This is a genomic window from Klebsiella sp. JN_Kp127 (assembly GCF_040062505.1).
Lineage (GTDB): Bacteria > Pseudomonadota > Gammaproteobacteria > Enterobacterales > Enterobacteriaceae > Klebsiella > Klebsiella quasipneumoniae.
Genome location: NZ_JBEAHS010000001.1, coordinates 126,883 through 144,443, shown reverse-complemented (window position 1 = coordinate 144,443; position 17,561 = coordinate 126,883). Strand labels below are relative to the sequence as shown.

Sequence of the window (17,561 nt, the reverse complement as noted above, 5' to 3'; positions counted from 1 at the left end):
CGCGCCATTAAAACGGCAATAAAAAAACGGCAGCCCGCAGGCTGCCGTTTTTGTCAGAGCGCGATATCCGCTATCGGCTTGCCGCCGCTCAGCGGCTTCAGCTCCGCCTGCGGGGCTTTATCCATCGCCGCGGCTGGCTCATATTTCAGCTCAAGCACTTCACTGGTCCACGCCAGCGCTTTCTCAATCTCCGCCGGGTTACCATCAAGGCGAATACCGTAGGTCGGGATGATCGCCTTCAGCCTGGCCTGCCATTCCGGCGAATTAACTTTGTCCTTAAACACTTTTTCCATCAGCTGCAGCATGATAGGCGCCGCGGTGGAGGCGCCTGGCGATGCGCCGAGCAGCGCCGCGACGGTGCCTTCGTCATCGCTGACCACTTCGGTGCCCAGGCGGAGTACCCCGCCCTTCTTCGCATCGCGCTTGATGATCTGCACGCGCTGACCGGCCTGCCACAACCGCCAGTCCTCTTTCCGCGCTTCCGGATAGTATTCGCACAGCGCGGCCAGACGATCTTTATCTTTCTGCATCACCTGGCTAATCAGATATTTCACCAGATCGAAGTTGTCCAGGCCGACGTTGAGCATCGGCAGGATATTCGAGGTATTGGTCGAGGCCAGCAGATCCCACAGCGAACCGTTCTTCAGGAAGCGGGTCGAGAAGGTCGCGAACGGCCCGAACAGCACCACGCGTTTACCGTCGATAATACGGGTATCGATGTGCGGCACCGACATCGGTGGCGCGCCCACTTCGGCCTGGCCGTATACCTTCGCCAGATGGTGGTTTACCACCTCCGGATTTTCGCAGACCAGGAACTGGCCGCCGACCGGGAAGCCCGCATACTCTTTGGCCTGCGGAATGCCGGTTTCCTGCAGCAGGGTCAGCGCCGCGCCGCCGGCGCCGATAAAGATAAATTTGGCTTTAATAACCCGCTTCTGACGACGGTTGTCGGCATCCGCGAGGGTGACCGTCCAGCTCTTGTCGGCGTTGCGCTTGAAGCGACGCACCACGGTGCCCAACTGGAGGGAGAAATTATCATGCTTTTGCAGGCTGGCGATCAGCTGGCGGGTGATTTCGCCATAGTTGACGTCGGTTCCCACTTCCGTACGGGTGGCGGCCACTTTTTGCAGCGGGTCGCGACCTTCCATCACCAGCGGCGCCCAGGCTTTGATCTGCTGATGGTCTTCAGAGTAACGAATGCCGCGGAACAGTTCGCTCTGCTGCAGCGCCGCATAGCGCGCGCGCAGGAAGTTGACGTTATCTTCGCCCCACACAAAGCTCATGTGCGGCACGCTGTTAATGAATGATTTTGGTTTGTTCAGGACGCCGCGCGTCACCTGATGCGCCCAGAACTGACGCGAGATGTGGAAGGCTTCGTTGATGTCGACCGCTTTGTCGATATTGATGCCGTTGGCGGTCTGCGGCGTGTAGTTCAGCTCCATCAGCGCCGCGTGGCCGGTCCCCGCATTGTTCCACCCGTTTGAGCTCTCTTCCGCCACGCTGGACATCTGCTCAACCATGGTAATAGACCAGTCTGGCTCAAGCTCCTGCAGCCAGGTTCCCAGTGTGGCGCTCATAATGCCGCCGCCAATCAACAATACATCCGTCTCTTGCTCATGGCGGGTGTTGGTCCGAGTGCTGTTGGGACCAACCGCCTGTGAGCGTGGTACGGCCATCTTTTTATTCATCGGATTTGAGCCTTACTTTACTCGCTGTTTTTATTTAGCGCAGGTGATACGATTCTCACCCCTCACGTTACCACCGAAGCTCAAAAATTTAAATATTGTTTAAATTTTAAGTTCTGTTTTGAGATCCGTTATAAAAATGTTTAATAAATGTATACAGCAAATCACTTTTTGTACTGGTGCGCTGGTAGATTCCGCGCTATCATCCCTGGTTTTGTGACAGACCGCACGGAAGCAGGGTCTGACACCGCTCCTCCTTTTTTTATAAGCTGCGAACTTTTTTTATGCCTCCAGTTTCTGACTCCGCCGCTTCCGGCAACCTGCGCACCATCCTCCGTTCTCCGTCGCTGCTGACGCGCGAAGCCTTGGCCGGCGTGCTCACCGCCCTGGCGTTAATCCCGGAAGTGATTTCGTTTTCTGTCATCGCCGGCGTTGACCCGCAGGTGAGCCTGATTGCTTCCGTGGTGCTCTGTCTGGCGATGTCGCTACTCGGCGGACGCCCGGCGATGGTCACCGCCGCCGCGGGCTCAGTAGCGCTGGTCATTGGCCCGATGGTGCATCAGCACGGCGTGGGTTACATTCTGCCAGCCGTCATTCTGGCGGGTATTATTCAAATTTTGTTTGGTCTGTGCGGCATGGCGCGCCTGATGCGCTTTATCCCCCCGGCGGTGATGACCGGGTTCGTCAACGCCCTCGGGATCCTGATTTTCTTTGCCCAGGTGCCGCACTTCTGGAGCCGTCAGCCGCTCATCGTCGGCCTGTTTGTCCTCACGCTGCTTATCGTCCTGTGGGCGCCGCGCTTTATTAAGGCTATCCCGGCGCCGCTGATCGCCATCGTCGCGCTCACTCTCTATACCGTCACCACCGGCCAGCTGCTGCCGACCGTCGGCGATGAAGGCTCGATGAGCGGCGGCCTGCCGGGATTCACCGCCCTGACCGTTCCCCTCAATCTTGCCACGCTGCAGATTATCTGGCCGTGCGCCCTCAGCATCGCCTTTGTCGGCCTGATGGAGTCTTTGCTGACGGCTAAGCTGGTGGATGACCTGACCCATACGCCGTCGAATAAATCGCGGGAGAGCGCCGGGCTGGGTATCGCCAACATCCTCGCCGGCTGTTATGGCGGTATCGCGGGCTGCGCGATGATCGGCCAGACCATCGTTAACGTGGAAATGGGCAAAGCCCGCAGCCGTCTCTCTACGGCGATCGCCGGTCTGGTGCTGCTCCTGCTGGTGACAGCGCTCAGCCAGGTGATGGCGAAGATCCCGATGGCGGTCCTGGCCGGGGTGATGGTGATCGTGGCGGTGAAGACCTTTAGCTGGCACAGCATTCGCCCGGGCGAGCTGGCGCGCAATCCGTGGCCGGAAACGCTGGTGATGCTGGTGACCGTCGCCGCGACGGTGGGAACCAGCAATCTGGCGATTGGCGTGCTGGCGGGGATCGTCGCGATGGCGATCATCCCCCGCCGCCTGCGGGCAAAAGCGCAGGCTACATCAGAAACAGCGTCGCCAGCCCCAGAAAAATAAAGAAGCCGCCGGTGTCGGTGATAGCGGTGATCATCACGCTGGAGCCGACCGCCGGGTCGCGCCCCAGCTTCACCATGACCATCGGGATGATGACGCCCATCATCGCCGCCATCAGCAGGTTGAGCATCATGGCCAGCGTCATCACTCCGCCAAGCTGCGGATCGTCATACAGCCACCAGGTGATGCCCCCCATGATCCCGCCCCACACCAGGCCATTAATCAGCGCAACGCCCATTTCACGCAGGATCAGGAAGGTAAAGCTGCCGGGCTGGATCTGCTGCAGCGCCATCGCCCGGACGATCATGGTGATCGTCTGGTTGCCGGTATTGCCGCCGATCCCGGCGACGATCGGCATCAGCGAGGCCAGCGCCACCAGCTGAGAAATGGTGTGTTCGAAGCCGTCGATGACCCTGGAAGCGATAAACGCCGTACACAGGTTGACCGCCAGCCACGCCCAGCGCGTTTTTACCGCCTTGCTGACCGGGGCGAAGACATCTTCTTCATCGCTCAGACCGCCCATCCGCCGCAGATCGTTGTCGGTCTCTTCATAGACCACATCGACGATCTCATCGATAGTCAGACGGCCGATCAGCTTACCATCGGCATCGATAACGGCGGCGCTGAGCAAGTCATCACGTTCGAAGGTGCGCGCCACCTTCTCCGCCTCTTCGTGCGGCTGAAAGGTGACCGGATCGCCCTCCATCACCTCCCCCACCCGCTTCTGCGCATCGTTGAGCAGAATGGTCTGCAGCTCCAGCTCGCCGAGCAGCAGCTTATTGCGGGTGGTGACAAACAGTTTGTCGGTGTTCTCCGGCATTTTACCGAGACGCCGCAAATAGCGCTGAACCGCCGCCAGGGTGGCCTCCGGCCGCACCGTAATGACCTCAAACTCCATGATCGACCCGACGCTGTTGTCGGCGTAGCGCATGATCTGGCGAATACGGGCGCGCTTCTCGGCCGGCAGGGTCGCCAGCAACCGTCCGGTCAGGTTGCGCGGCAGATGCTGCAGCAGGTAAACCTGTTCATCGATATCCAGCGGCTGCATCGCCTGCAGCAGCTCGTGGTCGCTCATCTTATCGATGAGGTCGCCCCAGACGTTTTCTGAGGCTTCCAGCAGCACTTCGCCGCGTTTATCGTCGGGCACCTGGCACCACAGCGCGGTGCGGGCGTCATAGGGGAGCGCTTCCAGCGCATCGGCGAGATCCGGCGGCGGCAGATGCGAGACCAGGATTTCCACTTCGGCCAGGTCATCGGCGAGCGTACCTTCATCGTAACGTTCTGCCAGCGTCAGTTTGCCCAGCAGCGCAGAGGTCACCGCTTTATCGGTGCTCAACAGCCAAATCAGACGGGCGCGCTCTTCGTCACGCAAGCGGGCGCTTTTTTTATGCAAAACGGACATCGGTCGGGCAATCCTTTTGAGAATAGTGAGCCGGCCTGCGGGCCGGAAGCCTTAAGCATAGCGCGAGGAGGGGGAAATAATAACCGTCAGCAATGTAGACGCTGAAAATTTCAGCGGCGCCCGGGCTTTCCCCGGGCGCGCAGCGTGAATCAGGCCGTGCGGGCCACCGCATCGCGGGAGGCCTGCGCCCGCTCTTCGCCGGTGAGCTCTGACAGCTGCCCGTCACGCATCTCCAGCAGGCGATCGGCGTGCTGGAAGTAGTGATCGTCATGGCTGATGGCGAACACGGTTTTCCCCATCTGCTTCATCAACGGCAGCAGGACCTGATAGAACTCGCGGCGGAAATGCGGATCCTGATCCGCCGCCCATTCATCCAGCAGAATGATATCCCGGGACTCGGCCAGCGCCAGCAGGAGCGCCACACGCTTCTTCTGCCCTTTCGACAGCCGCAGGTCGCCGATCTTACCGTTTTCCAGCTGCAGCTTGTGGGCCATTTGCAGACGCTCCAGCCACGTTGCCACCAGCGCCGGATCGGCCTCCTCGCCCTGCGGCCCGAGCAGACGGTCGAACAGCCAGACGTCGGTAAACACGGCGGAGAACAGTTTGCGGTACGCCTCCGGTTTATCCGCCGCCAGCGGCTGGCCGTCCACCAGAATCTGACCGGAAACCGGCTGATACAGGCCGGTCAGGAGCATCGCCAGGGTTGACTTGCCGCTGCCGTTGCCGCCGATCAGAAACACCAGTTCGCCGCGTTTTAGCGTCAGATTAAGCGGCCCTACCGCAAAGCGATGGTCCGGATAATGGAAAGTGACATCGCGCAGCTCCAGCGTCTGCCAGTCAGCCTGCGGCTGCGGCCGGGGGAAATCGGCCCGGTAAGGGGCGAGGGAGAACTGGCGCAGCTTGTTGAACGCCACCTGGGCGCTCAGCAGCGTGGGCAGCGCGCCGACGGCGGAGAGCAGCGGCGTGCGCAAAAACAGCAGCGTCAGGGAGTAGGTCGCCGCCACGGCGGTATCGGCCCAGCCGAGGCTGTTGGCCATCCAGAACACCAGCCCGATGGCGCCAAGCATCATAATATTCGACCAGTTGACCGCGCTGAGATGGAAGGTATCGGCGCGAACGATGTGGTGCCGGTACTCACGGGCGTCCGGGAGGTAGAGCTGATTAAACACATACTCCGCGCGCTCGCGGTTGAGGGTTAGCTCTTTGCGCCCTTCCAGCACCGTCTGGTAGTCGTGATAGAGCTTATCTTCCGTTTCGCGCAGGCTGGCCATATGTCTGTAGACCCGCGACACCAGCACAAAACCGCCCCAAATGGTGAGCGCCATCCACAGGGCCGTCACCAGCATCATTTTTCCTGACAGCCAGGCCAGATAAGCGGCGGAGCCGAAGGTGAGAATGATCCCCTGCACCAGCTCAGGGAGGCGTACAAAGGCGATGGTAATATTGCGGATATCGCTGGTCAGCCCGGCAAGCAGCGACGCGCTGCCGATCTTCTCCACCTGTTCAATCTGGGTATCGAGGATGCGTTTCACAAACTCGCCGCGCAGGCGATAAACAAAATGATGGCCGAGGGTGGTCAACGCCAGCTGCGAGCCCAGGGTCACCGCCATCAACAGCCCCAGCAGGCCAAGAAATTCCGGCAGCACCCGCAGCGAGGTATCGACAGTGGCGATCAGGCGCAGGTTAATAAAGGCGATTAAGCCGATACCCAGCGCGGCGCTGAGCAGGCTGAGGGCAATAACGCCCAGAAACGGCCAGCGATACTGGCGCCAGACGAGAGAAAGAAGTTCCATAACAGGCTATCCGGAAAAGCAAAACAGCCAGCAGTTTAAACGGCTCGCCGGTGACATCAAGAATAATTCTTATTTTAATCGCCGGGACGGCCCGCCTGCCGAAAGGTGAGGTTATATCGACAGTCTCCGGTCTCGGGATGATGGCCCGCTTTCAGCGGCTGAACGCCATGATAAAACAGGCGCGACTCCCCGCCCCAGACCACCACATCGCCATGCTCCAGCAGCAGCCGCTGCAGCGGGTCGCTGCGCTGCAACCCGCCAAACTGAAAGATGGCCGGCACCCCCAGCGAGACCGAGACGATCGGCGCCCGCAGATCCTGTTCATCTTTATCCTGATGCAACGACAGCTTTGCGCCGGGCTGGTAGCGGTTAATCAGACAGGCGTCGGGGGAAAAGCCCGGGTAGCCGCCGGCCGCGGCTGCCGCCAGCGCCAGTTCACGGAATACGGCCGGCATCGGCGGCCAGGTGTGATGAGTTACCGGGTCGACCGGGGCGTAGAGGTAGCCGTGGCGATCGGTGGTCCAGCCCAGCCGGCCGCAGTTGGTCATCGCCACCGACATGGTGTACCCGCCCGGCGTGACCATCCGGCGAAACGGCGACTGACGGGCGACGTCGGCAATCGCCTGCAGCAGCCCCGGAGCGCGATCACGGGCAAAGCGCCGAAGGACCACCGCGCCGGGGGCCAGCGGCTCCTGCCACGGTGGGGTATCGCTAAACAGATCGAGCATTACTCCTCCTCTCGTTGCGCCTCGCGCGCCAGCAGCTGCGCTTTTCGCGCGGTTCCCCAGCGATAACCGGACAGCGCGCCATTCTCACGCACCACCCGATGGCAGGGAACGATCACCGCCAGCGAATTCGCCGCGCAGGCGCCGGCCACGGCTCTTACCGCCCGCGGCTGGCCAATATGCTCCGCCACCTGGCGGTAGCTGCGGGTCTCACCCGCCGGGATCTGCCGCAGCGCCTGCCAGACCTGCAGCTGGAACGCGGTGCCCTGCAGATCCAGCGGCAGCGACACCGGCCGCCGGCTGTCGTCGAGGTGGGCGAAAATCTCCGCCATCTGACGACGAAACTCAGGGTCGCCCTGGCGCAGCTCGGCGCGGGGAAAGCGCTGGCGCAGATCGTCGAGCAATGCAGCATCGTTATCACCCGGCAGCACGGCGCAGACGCCGCGTTCGCTTTGCGCCACCAGGCAGCGGCCCAGCGCGCAGTCGCCCGTCGTCCAGGTCACCACGGCGGCGGCGCCGCCTCGGCGAAACTGGCTGGCGGTCATCCCTAAGGCGGCATCGGCCTGGCGATAATAGCTGCTGCTGTCGGGGAAGCCGGCCGCCAGCGCGGCGCGGGTCACCGGTTTCCCCTGCTCCAGCGCCTCGCGCAGGCGTCGCGCGCGCCACGCCTGCTGCCAGGCTTTGGGGGTCATACCGGTCACGGATTTGAATAAACGGTGGAAATGAAACGGGCTAACCGCCAGCTCGCGCGCCAGCGCCTCAAGGGTCAGGGGCGCCTCCTGCTCCAGCAAGCGACAGGCCTGCGCCACTTTATCGATCCTTTGCTGCTGCGGGCAGTCTTTATCCGGCTGGCAGCGTTTGCAGGGGCGGAATCCCGCCGCCACGGCAGCAGCGACGTCAGCAAAAAAGCGCACGTTTTCCCGCCGCGCGCGCCGCGAGCGGCAGGAGGGACGGCAGCAGATGCCGGTGGTCAGTACCGCAAAGACGAACTGACCATCGGCCCGGGTATCACGCTCGCAGACAGCCTGCCAGCGGCGGTCATCGGTATCGGCAACTATCGGTTTCATCACGGGTCTCCTGCTGTAAGTGTATCCTCAGTCTGCGGTAAAGCCCGCCGCAAAAAACCCGCAATCTTGCTTTTTAATTTTTTTCGCCGACGAGGAAGGTACGGAACTGCGGCGACATCCAGGTTTTAAAGCCCTCCCCCTCTTTGACGATCATGTAGACCGCCAGCCCTTGCTCGCGCACCACCTGCTGCGCTTTTTCCGGCCCCAGCACCATCAGCCCGGTATCCCAGCCGTCCGCCTCCAGCGCCGTTGGCGCAATAACGGTCACAGAGACCAGCTTATGGGTTATCGGCTGCCCGGTCTGCGGGTCGATGACGTGAGAGATACGTTTCCCGTCGAGTTCATAGTAGTTACGATAGCTGCCGGAGGTGCTGATGCCGTGGCCATTGATGTCGACAATCGCCTGAACGGCGTTTTCCCGGTCGGTCGGTTTCTGGATCGCCACCCGCCAGGGCTTGCCTTCGCCATTCATCCCGCGGCTGACCAGCGCCCCGCCCACCGACACCAGATAGCGGGAGATCCCCTCCTGCTCCATCAAGCGCGCAAGGTGGTCGGCGGCATAGCCTTCCCCCACAGTGGAGAGGTCGACAAACAGATCGGGAATATCTTTTTGCAGGAACTGCCTGCCGCTCTGATTGATAACCTGCAGATGCTGCAGGCCGGTGCGAGCTTTCGCCGCGGCGATCGCCTGCGCATCCGGGGTGGCGACCGGCTGTTTATCCGGGCCAAAGCCCCACAGATTGACCAGCGGCCCCACGGTGATGTCCATCGCGCCGTCCGTTTTGGCGCCAATCCGCAGCGACAGGGTCACGATGTCCGCCATCGCTTCGCTCACCGGCCAGGGCCGGGTATCCGCCGCGTGGTTGAAACGCATCAGCGCCGAGTCGTTTTTCCAGGTCGACAGCAGGCGATCGTCGGCGTCCAGCTGGGCCCGAACCTTGGCGCGCAGCGCCTGGGCCTTTGCCTCATCCACGCCGATAACGCTGACCCGCCAGAAGGTGCCCATCGTTTTACCATCCAGTACGGTGGCCGTTGAGGCGGGTGTCGCGGGAGTGGTGGCTGAATCGCAGCCAGAGAACAGTACGCAGGCGCCCAACAGCGCGGCGCGAAAGAAAGTCATATCCATTAATCGAGGCTCCTCTTACCAGGGCGACAAGAGTATACCAGCGAGGTTAAACCAGACATAAAAAAAGGCGCCAGAGGCGCCTTTTTGTTATACAGCTTGCAACTTAGAACTGGTAAACCAGGCCCAGGGCAACCACGTCGTCGGTAGAAACACCGGCTTTGCGGGTGAAGCTGTTGTCGTCCAGCAGGTTGATTTTGTAGTCAACATAGGTGGACATGTTTTTGTTGAAGTAGTAGGTCGCGCCAACGTCAACATATTTCAGGATGTCCTGGTCGCCGTAGCCTTCCAGATCCTTACCTTTAGACTGCAGGTAAGCGACGGACGGACGCAGACCGAAGTCGAACTGGTACTGAGCAACCACTTCGAAGTTCTGCGCTTTGTTAGCAAAGCCCAGAGAACCAGCGCGGGTCGCGTTGTAGGTCTGGGTGTACTGAGTGGCCAGGTAAACGTTGTTCGCGTCGTATTTCAGACCGCCGGTGTAGGTTTCAGCGTTGTCGCCACGACCCAGAACCAGGTTGTTCTGATCGTCGGTACGTTTAGAGTGAGAGTACGCGAAACCAGCGCTGATGCCATCAAAGATGTCATAAGTTACAGAGGTACCGAAGCCGTCACCGTTCTGTTTCTGAGCGCCACGACCGTTGTTGGTCGCGCCTTCGCCGCTGACGCTGCCGTTTTTACCCTGGTACTGCAGAGCAAAGTTCAGGCCGTCAACCAGACCGAAGAAGTCAGAGTTACGGTAGGTTGCAACGCCGTTAGCACGGGACTGCAGGAAGTTGTCAGAACCGTAGGTGTCGCCGCCGAATTCCGGCAGAACGTCGGTCCAGGACGTTACGTCGTATACTACGCCGTAGTTACGACCGTAGTCGAAAGAGCCCGCGTCGCCAAATTTCAGACCGGCGAATGCCAGACGGGTCCAGGCCTGATCGCTGGAGCTTTCAGTGTTGTTCGCCTGAACGTTGTATTCCCACTGGCCGTAACCGGTCAGCTGGTCGTTGATCTGAGTTTCGCCTTTCACGCCTACACGCATGTAGGTCTGGTCGCCGTCGACGCTCTTGTCGTCAGAGAAGTAGTGCAGACCGTCAATTTTACCGTACAGGTCTAATTTGTTGCCGTCTTTGTTATAAATTTCAGCCGCATTTGCTGCGCCTGCTACCAGCAGAGCCGGTACCAGGAGGGACAGTACTTTAACTTTCATGTTATTAACCCTCTGTTTGTTATATGCCTTTTATTATGCCACTGCTTACTGATTACCCTTCTAATCAGTCGGCTATTTCATTGTGCTGCAAAATGCAGAATAATCCAACAAGAATATGATACTAAAACTTCTAAGATGTTTCAAAGTTCCCACAAGATGTTTCAATTTGTAAATGCAGCGGAACTTTTTTTCACCCCAAAATGGCCAGGGAAATACGCACTAATAATCAAAAAAATTATTTAGCCATTGAAAATCAATATGATATACAAAACCAAGCCTATAGCACTGAATGGTAAAACAAAATGAACATTGGTGACTAAAATAAGAGTCGCTATCATCATTAACTTTATTTATTACCGTCATTCAGTTCTGAATGTCTGTTTACCCCTAATTTCAACCGGATGCCTCGCATCCGGTTTTTTTTACCCTTCTTTACACAACTTTAATTTATCTGTGCTACAGCCAATGATTCCCTAACGACTATTAATCAATCAATTAGGCCGCCTTTCGTGCTTATTCTGCCAATGTCTTGTTATTTCGTGCGATTCTTCGCTTTTGTTTCTGTCAATATCGTCAGCTGTCAGCCTTGCGGACGCGGTTTCATTTACGCTTCGTTTCTAAGATAATTCCTGGGCGGTATCGCGCCGCTGGCGCCAATCTGTAGTATGGATTTACGCCATTAGCCTTTATACTGCCTGCAGCATCTGTTTTGTTGCCAGTTACTCTGGCGCTACATCCTGTTTACAAACAATGATGAGTCGTTCAGCCACAAGATGACCCCGAAAAAATTCTCTCTGATCCCCGGCAACATCAGCCGCTTCTTCATTTTGATGGTTATTGTCCTGCTGGCGACGATGGGGGTGATGATTCAAAGCGCCGTCAATGCCTGGCTGAAAGAGAAGAGCTATCAGGTGGTTGATGTCTCTCATGCCCTGCACCAGCGCATTGATACCTGGCGCTATGCCACCTGGCAAATCTACGACAATATCGCCGCCACCTCTTCCAACACCGCCAGCGGCGGCCTGCAGGAGACGCGTTTAAAGCAGGACGTGTACTATCTGGAGAAGCCCCGACGTAAAACCGAAGCCCTGATCTTTGGCTCCCACGACAGCTCGACCCTCGAGATGACGCAGAAAATGTCCGATTATCTCGATATTTTGTGGGGCGCGGAGACCATTCCGTGGTCGATGTACTATCTCAATGGTCTGGATAATAGCCTGATTCTCATCTCCACCCTGCCGTTGAAGGACCTCTCCTCAAGCTTTAAAGAGTCAACCATCAGCAGCGTGGTGGAATCCCGGCGCGCGGAAATGCTGCTGCAGGCCAATACCCTTGATGAGCGCGAGACCTTCTCGCCGCTGCGCCATCTTGCCTGGCAGAACGCGCACTACTTTACGTTACGTACCACCTTCAATCAGCCAGGACACCTGGCGACAGTGGTCGCCTTCGACCTGCCGATTAACGATCTGATCCCGCCGGGCATGGCGCTGGACAGCTTCCGTATCGAGCCTGATCCCTCGCAAAATGTTGCCGCCAGCCCCGAGAAAGAGGCTAGCGATCATATCGGGATCACCTTCAACGGCATGCAGATTGACATCGCCACCGACATCAGCACCACCGGTATGCAGGTGCTGTGGACGGTCCCGATGAGCACCATGCTGCTGGAGTCCCTGCAAAACATTCTTCTGCCGCTGCTGCTTAACATTGGCCTGCTGGCGCTGGCCCTGTTCGGTTTCACCACCTTTCGGCATTATAAAGGACGCAGCAGTGCCTCGGGCGCCGGGCTCCCCTCCGCCGCCAATAGCGAACTGCGTTTACTGCGCGCCATTAATGAAGAAATTGTGTCTTTGCTGCCGCTGGGGCTGCTCGTCCACGATCAGGAAGCCAACCGAACGGTGATCAGCAACCCGATTGCCGACCATCTGCTTCCACACCTGAACCTGCAGAACATCACCAACATGGCGGACCAGCATCAGGGGGTGATCCAGGCCACCGTCAACAACGAACAGTATGAGATCCGCCAGTATCGCAGCCAGGTAGCGCCGCGCACGCAGATCCTGATTATCCGAGACCAGGACCGCGAAGTGCTGGTCAATAAAAAGCTCAAACAGGCCCAGCGCTTGTATGAGAAAAACCAGCAGGGCCGGGCGGCCTTTATGCAGCATATCGGCAGCGCCCTGAAGCAGCCCGCCCTGAACCTGGCGGCCGAGGCAGCGGCGCTCGACGGCGCGGAGAACCGGACGCTGGCGCAGCATGCCGATGAGCTGGTCACACTGATCGATGACATTCAGCTGGCTAACCTGCTGGAAAGCGATGCCTGGAAAACCAGCCAGTCGCTGTTCTCGGTGCAGGAGCTGATCGACGACGTCGTACCGGAGGTGCTGCCGGCGATGAAGCGCAAGGGGCTGCAGTTGCTTATCAATAACGCGCTGCCTGCCGGCGAGCAACGCTATGGCGACCGTGAAGCGCTGCGGCGCACGCTGGTGCTGCTGATCCAGTATTCCGTCACCACCACGCCGATCGGCAAGATCACCCTCGACGTCTGCCAGGAAGAGTCGGCCAGCGATCGCCTGACCTTCCGCATTCTCGATACCGGCAACGGGGTCTCGGCTAACGAGATCGACAATATGCACTTCCCGTATCTCAATGAGACCCAGAGCGATCTGTACGGCAAAGCGAACGCCCTCACCTTCTGGTTGTGTGACCGCATGACGCGCAAGCTGGGCGGGCAGTTGACCATCAAAGCGCGAGAGTCGCTGGGGACTCGCTATAGCCTGCATCTGAAAATGCCGGCCAGCGAAGAGGCGCCAGAGGCGGGAGAACATCTGCTGGATGACGTTATCGTCCTGCTGGATGTGACCTCCAGCGAAGTGCGGCGGATTGTCACCCGCCAGCTGGAGAGCTGGGGGGCGTCCTGCATCACGCCGGACGATCGGGCGACAAGTCAAGCGTTCGATCTGTATTTAACGGATAATCCGTCTAATCTTACTGCTTCGGGCTTGCTTTTAAGCGATGATGAGGTTGGGATACGCAAAATCGGCCCGGGCCAACTGCGGGTCAACTTTAATATTAGCACGGCGATGCAGGAGGCTATCCTGCAGCTTATTGAGCAGCAGCTGGCGGAGGAGGCGGTTCAGCCCGCCACCTCAGGAAACGAGAGTAACGCCGAACTCCATGCCAGCGGCTATTACGCACTGTTTGCCGATACGGTACCGGATGATGTTCAGAGATTGTATACTGAAATCGAAGCGGGCGATTTTGCTGCTCTGGCACAAACCGCCCACCGCCTCAAAGGGGCATTTGCTATGCTTAATCTGATACCCGGCAAACAGTTATGTGAAACGCTTGAGCATCTGATTCGCGAAAAGGATGCGCAAGGCATAGAAAAATATATCAGCGACATTGACGCTTACGTCAAGAGCTTGCTGTAGAAGGTAGCCTTATACATGAACACTATGAACGTAATTATTGCCGATGACCATCCGATCGTACTGTTCGGTATTCGTAAGTCACTTGAGCAAATTGAGTGGGTGAACGTCGTTGGCGAGTTTGAAGACTCCACGGCCCTTATCAACAATCTTCCGAAGCTGGACGCCCATGTGCTGATCACCGATCTGTCCATGCCCGGTGATAAATACGGCGACGGGATCACGCTGATTAAATACATCAAGCGCCACTTCCCGGATCTGTCGATCATTGTTCTGACCATGAACAACAACCCGGCGATCCTCAGCGCGGTGCTGGATCTGGATATCGAAGGGATCGTCCTCAAGCAGGGGGCGCCGACCGATCTGCCAAAAGCGCTGGCCGCGCTGCAGAAAGGGAAGAAATTCACCCCGGAAAGCGTCTCTCGTCTGCTGGAAAAAATCAGCGCCAGCGGCTATGGCGATAAACGCCTGTCGCCGAAGGAGAGCGAAGTGCTGCGTCTGTTCGCCGAAGGCTTCCTGGTGACCGAGATCGCCAAAAAGCTTAACCGCAGCATCAAAACCATCAGTAGCCAGAAAAAGTCGGCAATGATGAAGCTGGGCGTCGAAAACGACATCGCCCTGCTGAACTACCTCTCCTCCGTCTCGCTGAGCGCGACGGACAAAGAGTAACCCTACGCTCTCTCCGTCTCGCCCCGGCGAGACGGAGTTCCCCGTTATTCCCGCCCTTTACGTACCCGCGCCGCATATACCGTCAGCGTTTGCTTCAGCACGTCAAGCGTCACCGGCTTGGACAGACAGCTGTCCATCCCCGATTCCAGACAGCGCTGCTTCTCTTCCGCCAGGGCATTGGCCGTGACGCCAATCACCGGCAGCGTCAGGCCAAGCTGACGAATGCGCTGCGTCAGGCGATAACCATCCATATTAGGCATGTTGACGTCGCTGAGCACGATATCGATGTGCTGCTTGCTGAGGACGTTGAGCGCGTCGACCCCGTCGTTCGCGGTCACGCACTGGTAGCCGAGCGATCCCAGCTGATCCGCCAGCAGGCGCCGGTTGATCGGATGATCGTCGACCACGAGGATCATCATGTCGTCGTTATTGCCGGCCTGCGCCTCCGGCGCCATCAGCGCCCGGCTATTGTCCGCACTGGCCAGCGCGACGTGGAAAATACGCCCCAACAGCGGCAGCAGTTCATGCGGCGTCGTCACGCTATGCAGCCACTCGCCGGCGGCCCGTTCCTGCGGAATACCGATATGACGACGGCAGAAGATGACCATCGCCCTTCCCTGCCAGCCGCTCAGCGCTTCATCGTCAGTGAGTAAGACATCCTCGGCGTCCGGGGTTTCTCCGGCATGACGACGTACCGTAAGGCCGTGATAGCTGAGCAGCGAGGTGACGAACATCGCCAGCGAGGTGTTGTGGATGGCCAGCCAGCAGGTCTTGCCAGCGAAACCGTTCGCCGTCATCTGCGGCGTGTTCTGCACGCCATACAGCGGGATGCGGATGGTAAAGCGGCTGCCCATTCCCGGCTCCGTTTCCACGGCGATATCGCCATCCATCATGCTGATCAGTTTTTCACAAATCGCCAGGCCAAGGCCGGTGCCCTGGAAGTTGCGCTGCACGCCGGTCCCCACCTGGAAGAAGGGGTCGAAGAGGCGCAATACCTCTTTCGCCGGGATCCCCTCCCCGGTGTCGCGGACGCTAATCTGCAGATAATCCCCCGCGCACTGGACGTGCAGGATAATGCAGCCGGTGTCGGTGAACTTGATCGCATTGCTCAGCAGGTTGGAGATCACCTGCTGCAGGCGCATCGGGTCGCCGGACATCTGTTCCGGAACGTCCGGTTCGATAAAGCAGTACAGACCCAGCTGCTTGCGCACCACCAGCGGCAGATAGTTGGCGGAGATATGGTTCATGACCTCGCGCGGGGAAAATTCCCGCGGCTCGATCTTCAATTGCTCGGACTCGATTTTGGAGAAATCGAGAATATCGCTGATGATTTTCAACAGCAGGCTTGAGGAGTTGTTCATCGCCGTCACCAGGCGATCGACGCCCTTCGGCAACGCTTTGGTCTGCAGCAGATCGAGGTTGCCGATGATGCCATACAGCGGAGTACGCAGCTCATGGCTGACGGTGGCAAGGAACATCGATTTCGACTGGCTGGCCTGCTCCGCCGCCTGGGCCATCTCCTGCAGCGACTCTTCCATCTTCACGCGGGCGGAAACGTCCACCAGCACGCAAATCGCCACGTTTTCGTTGCGATAGCGCGAGTGGACAAAGCTAATCTGCAGGTTGGTATGGTTGCTGGTCAGCACATCGACAAAGTTGACCTGCTGGCCGCAGATGATCTGCGTCAGCCGCTGGCGGTCCTCATGGGTCAGCATGTTCAGATAGTTGTGCGCCAGCTCGTTACTGAGAATGTTGGTCCCGTCGAGGGTGCGCAGAATACAGATCCCCACCGGGGCGGAGGCCACGATTTTGCGGTTGAACTGCTCATGCTCTTCCAGCCGCTGAGCGTCATTTTCCGCAGGGATAAAAATGCGCCGCTCATACATCCGCGCCAGCGCAAACAGCATCGCGCCGCTGAGGATATTGAGAACGATGGCGTTGATGATCAGCATACGGATCCGCTCCAGCACCTGGTCTACCGAGACGGAATAGACGATGCTCAGGGAGGACGGCGCGAGGCTTTTCTTCAGCACCAGCTCGCGGAAACCCGCGCTGTAGCCAAACCACATTCGCTCCTGCATCCATTTCGCTTCGCTCTGGATTTTGCTTTCCGCGCCGGCCAGGGAGATCAGCGGCTGGCCGTTATCGTCGAAGATAGTCACGCTCATCGGCAGGCTGCCCGGCGTAAAGAAGCTTTCCATGCGGATGGTCTGCTCAACGCCGAGCATCGCCTGCAGGCGATTGGCCATATAGATCGGCGTCAGGGCGTAAAAATAGCCCACCCCGGGGCGCATGCCCTGGCTTATCCAGAACAGGTTGTTGCCGCGCTCGTTTTGCGGCGCATTGCGGTATTGCTCAATGCGTTGATGCAGGACTTTCAGCGCCTGATCGCGCTCAATCGGCACGTCACGCAGGCCAAAGTTGGCCATACAGAGATTATCGCTGCCGATGAGAAAGATGCGGTTAAGGTCATAGGCGGCGGTAAAATTATCCCGCCAGTAGCGCATAAACCACGCCAGCGATTGGAGCGAATTACGCCAGGCGCTACTCATCGCGCTGCAGTCGGAGTCAGGATACAGGGGTTCAAAGCTGGGGATCGCAATATCGCCGCTTTGCCCTTGCGCTACCGCATCCCCTGCCGACAGCCGGTTACCGGCGACGTACTTCAGCTCTTTAATCACATCCGCCGTACGCTGAATGTAGCGCTGGGCCTGATCGGCGTTGAGATTGAGCTCCTGATGGATCTCGGCTTCCCGCTCGTGCAGCGCGTTGACGATATAAAACACAGAGACAAACGCAATCAGCAGCCACAGCAATACCGCCAGCGCTCTGAACAGATAACGGGAAACCTTCAGGGTTGTGTGAAAAGAGGCAAGATATTTCAATGTGGCGATGCTCGGCCGTCAGGGACTCAACAGAATGGGGTTAAAGTAGCGGTAAACCGGCTTTGC

11 protein-coding genes are annotated in these 17,561 nt (G+C 58.6%); 3 read left to right on the top strand and 8 right to left on the bottom strand.

Annotated features, from left to right (window positions below):
- Positions 1-53: 53 nt before the first annotated feature.
- A complete protein-coding gene (mqo, locus tag ABLV04_RS00665; RefSeq protein WP_023290475.1) occupies positions 54-1,688 on the bottom strand; it encodes a malate dehydrogenase (quinone) in 1,635 nt (544 codons plus the stop codon).
- Between the two features lie 281 nt (positions 1,689-1,969).
- On the opposite strand from mqo, the gene ABLV04_RS00660 reads away from it, so the two are divergent.
- On the top strand, positions 1,970-3,208 hold the full coding sequence (locus tag ABLV04_RS00660; RefSeq protein ID WP_023290476.1) for a SulP family inorganic anion transporter: 1,239 nt from the start codon (positions 1,970-1,972) through the stop codon (positions 3,206-3,208).
- On the opposite strand, the gene mgtE is transcribed toward ABLV04_RS00660, so the two are convergent.
- From mgtE to ompK36, 6 genes are all read right to left on the bottom strand, one after another.
- The gene (mgtE, locus tag ABLV04_RS00655; RefSeq protein WP_023290477.1) at positions 3,171-4,607 is read right to left on the bottom strand and encodes a magnesium transporter; all 1,437 of its coding nucleotides are present in this window, start codon (positions 4,605-4,607) and stop codon (positions 3,171-3,173) included. The two genes, ABLV04_RS00660 and mgtE, sit on opposite strands and share 38 nt — an antisense overlap.
- Positions 4,608-4,756: 149 nt before the next feature.
- A complete protein-coding gene (locus tag ABLV04_RS00650; RefSeq protein ID WP_180265804.1) occupies positions 4,757-6,400 on the bottom strand; it encodes a multidrug ABC transporter permease/ATP-binding protein in 1,644 nt (547 codons plus the stop codon).
- A 74-nt stretch (positions 6,401-6,474) separates the two neighbouring features.
- A complete protein-coding gene (gene alkB / locus ABLV04_RS00645; protein ID WP_180265805.1) occupies positions 6,475-7,128 on the bottom strand; it encodes a DNA oxidative demethylase AlkB in 654 nt (217 codons plus the stop codon).
- The gene (gene ada / locus ABLV04_RS00640; protein WP_023290480.1) at positions 7,128-8,192 is read right to left on the bottom strand and encodes a bifunctional DNA-binding transcriptional regulator/O6-methylguanine-DNA methyltransferase Ada; all 1,065 of its coding nucleotides are present in this window, start codon (positions 8,190-8,192) and stop codon (positions 7,128-7,130) included. The genes alkB and ada overlap by 1 nt, the downstream gene beginning before the upstream one ends.
- A 73-nt stretch (positions 8,193-8,265) precedes the next feature.
- Entirely contained in the window at positions 8,266-9,318 is a 1,053-nt protein-coding gene (apbE, locus tag ABLV04_RS00635) for an FAD:protein FMN transferase ApbE (RefSeq protein WP_180265806.1), read from the bottom strand.
- Between the two features lie 103 nt (positions 9,319-9,421).
- Positions 9,422-10,513, bottom strand: a complete 1,092-nt coding sequence (ompK36, locus tag ABLV04_RS00630) for a porin OmpK36 (RefSeq protein WP_101866217.1) — start codon at positions 10,511-10,513, stop codon at positions 9,422-9,424.
- A gap of 773 nt (positions 10,514-11,286) precedes the next feature.
- Between ompK36 and rcsD the strand changes: the two genes are divergently transcribed.
- Positions 11,287-13,944 carry a phosphotransferase RcsD gene (gene rcsD / locus ABLV04_RS00625; RefSeq protein WP_023290483.1) on the top strand — a complete coding sequence of 886 codons (2,658 nt, stop codon included), beginning with the start codon at positions 11,287-11,289 and terminating at the stop codon, positions 13,942-13,944.
- A 15-nt stretch (positions 13,945-13,959) separates the two neighbouring features.
- Entirely contained in the window at positions 13,960-14,610 is a 651-nt protein-coding gene (gene rcsB, locus ABLV04_RS00620; RefSeq protein WP_002913007.1) for a response regulator transcription factor RcsB, read from the top strand.
- Positions 14,611-14,654: 44 nt separating this feature from the next.
- Here rcsB and rcsC read toward each other — a convergent pair whose 3' ends face one another.
- Positions 14,655-17,495, bottom strand: coding sequence for a two-component system sensor histidine kinase RcsC (gene rcsC, locus ABLV04_RS00615; protein ID WP_023290484.1), 2,841 nt, complete (start codon positions 17,493-17,495; stop codon positions 14,655-14,657).
- Between the last annotated feature and the right edge of the window lie 66 nt (positions 17,496-17,561).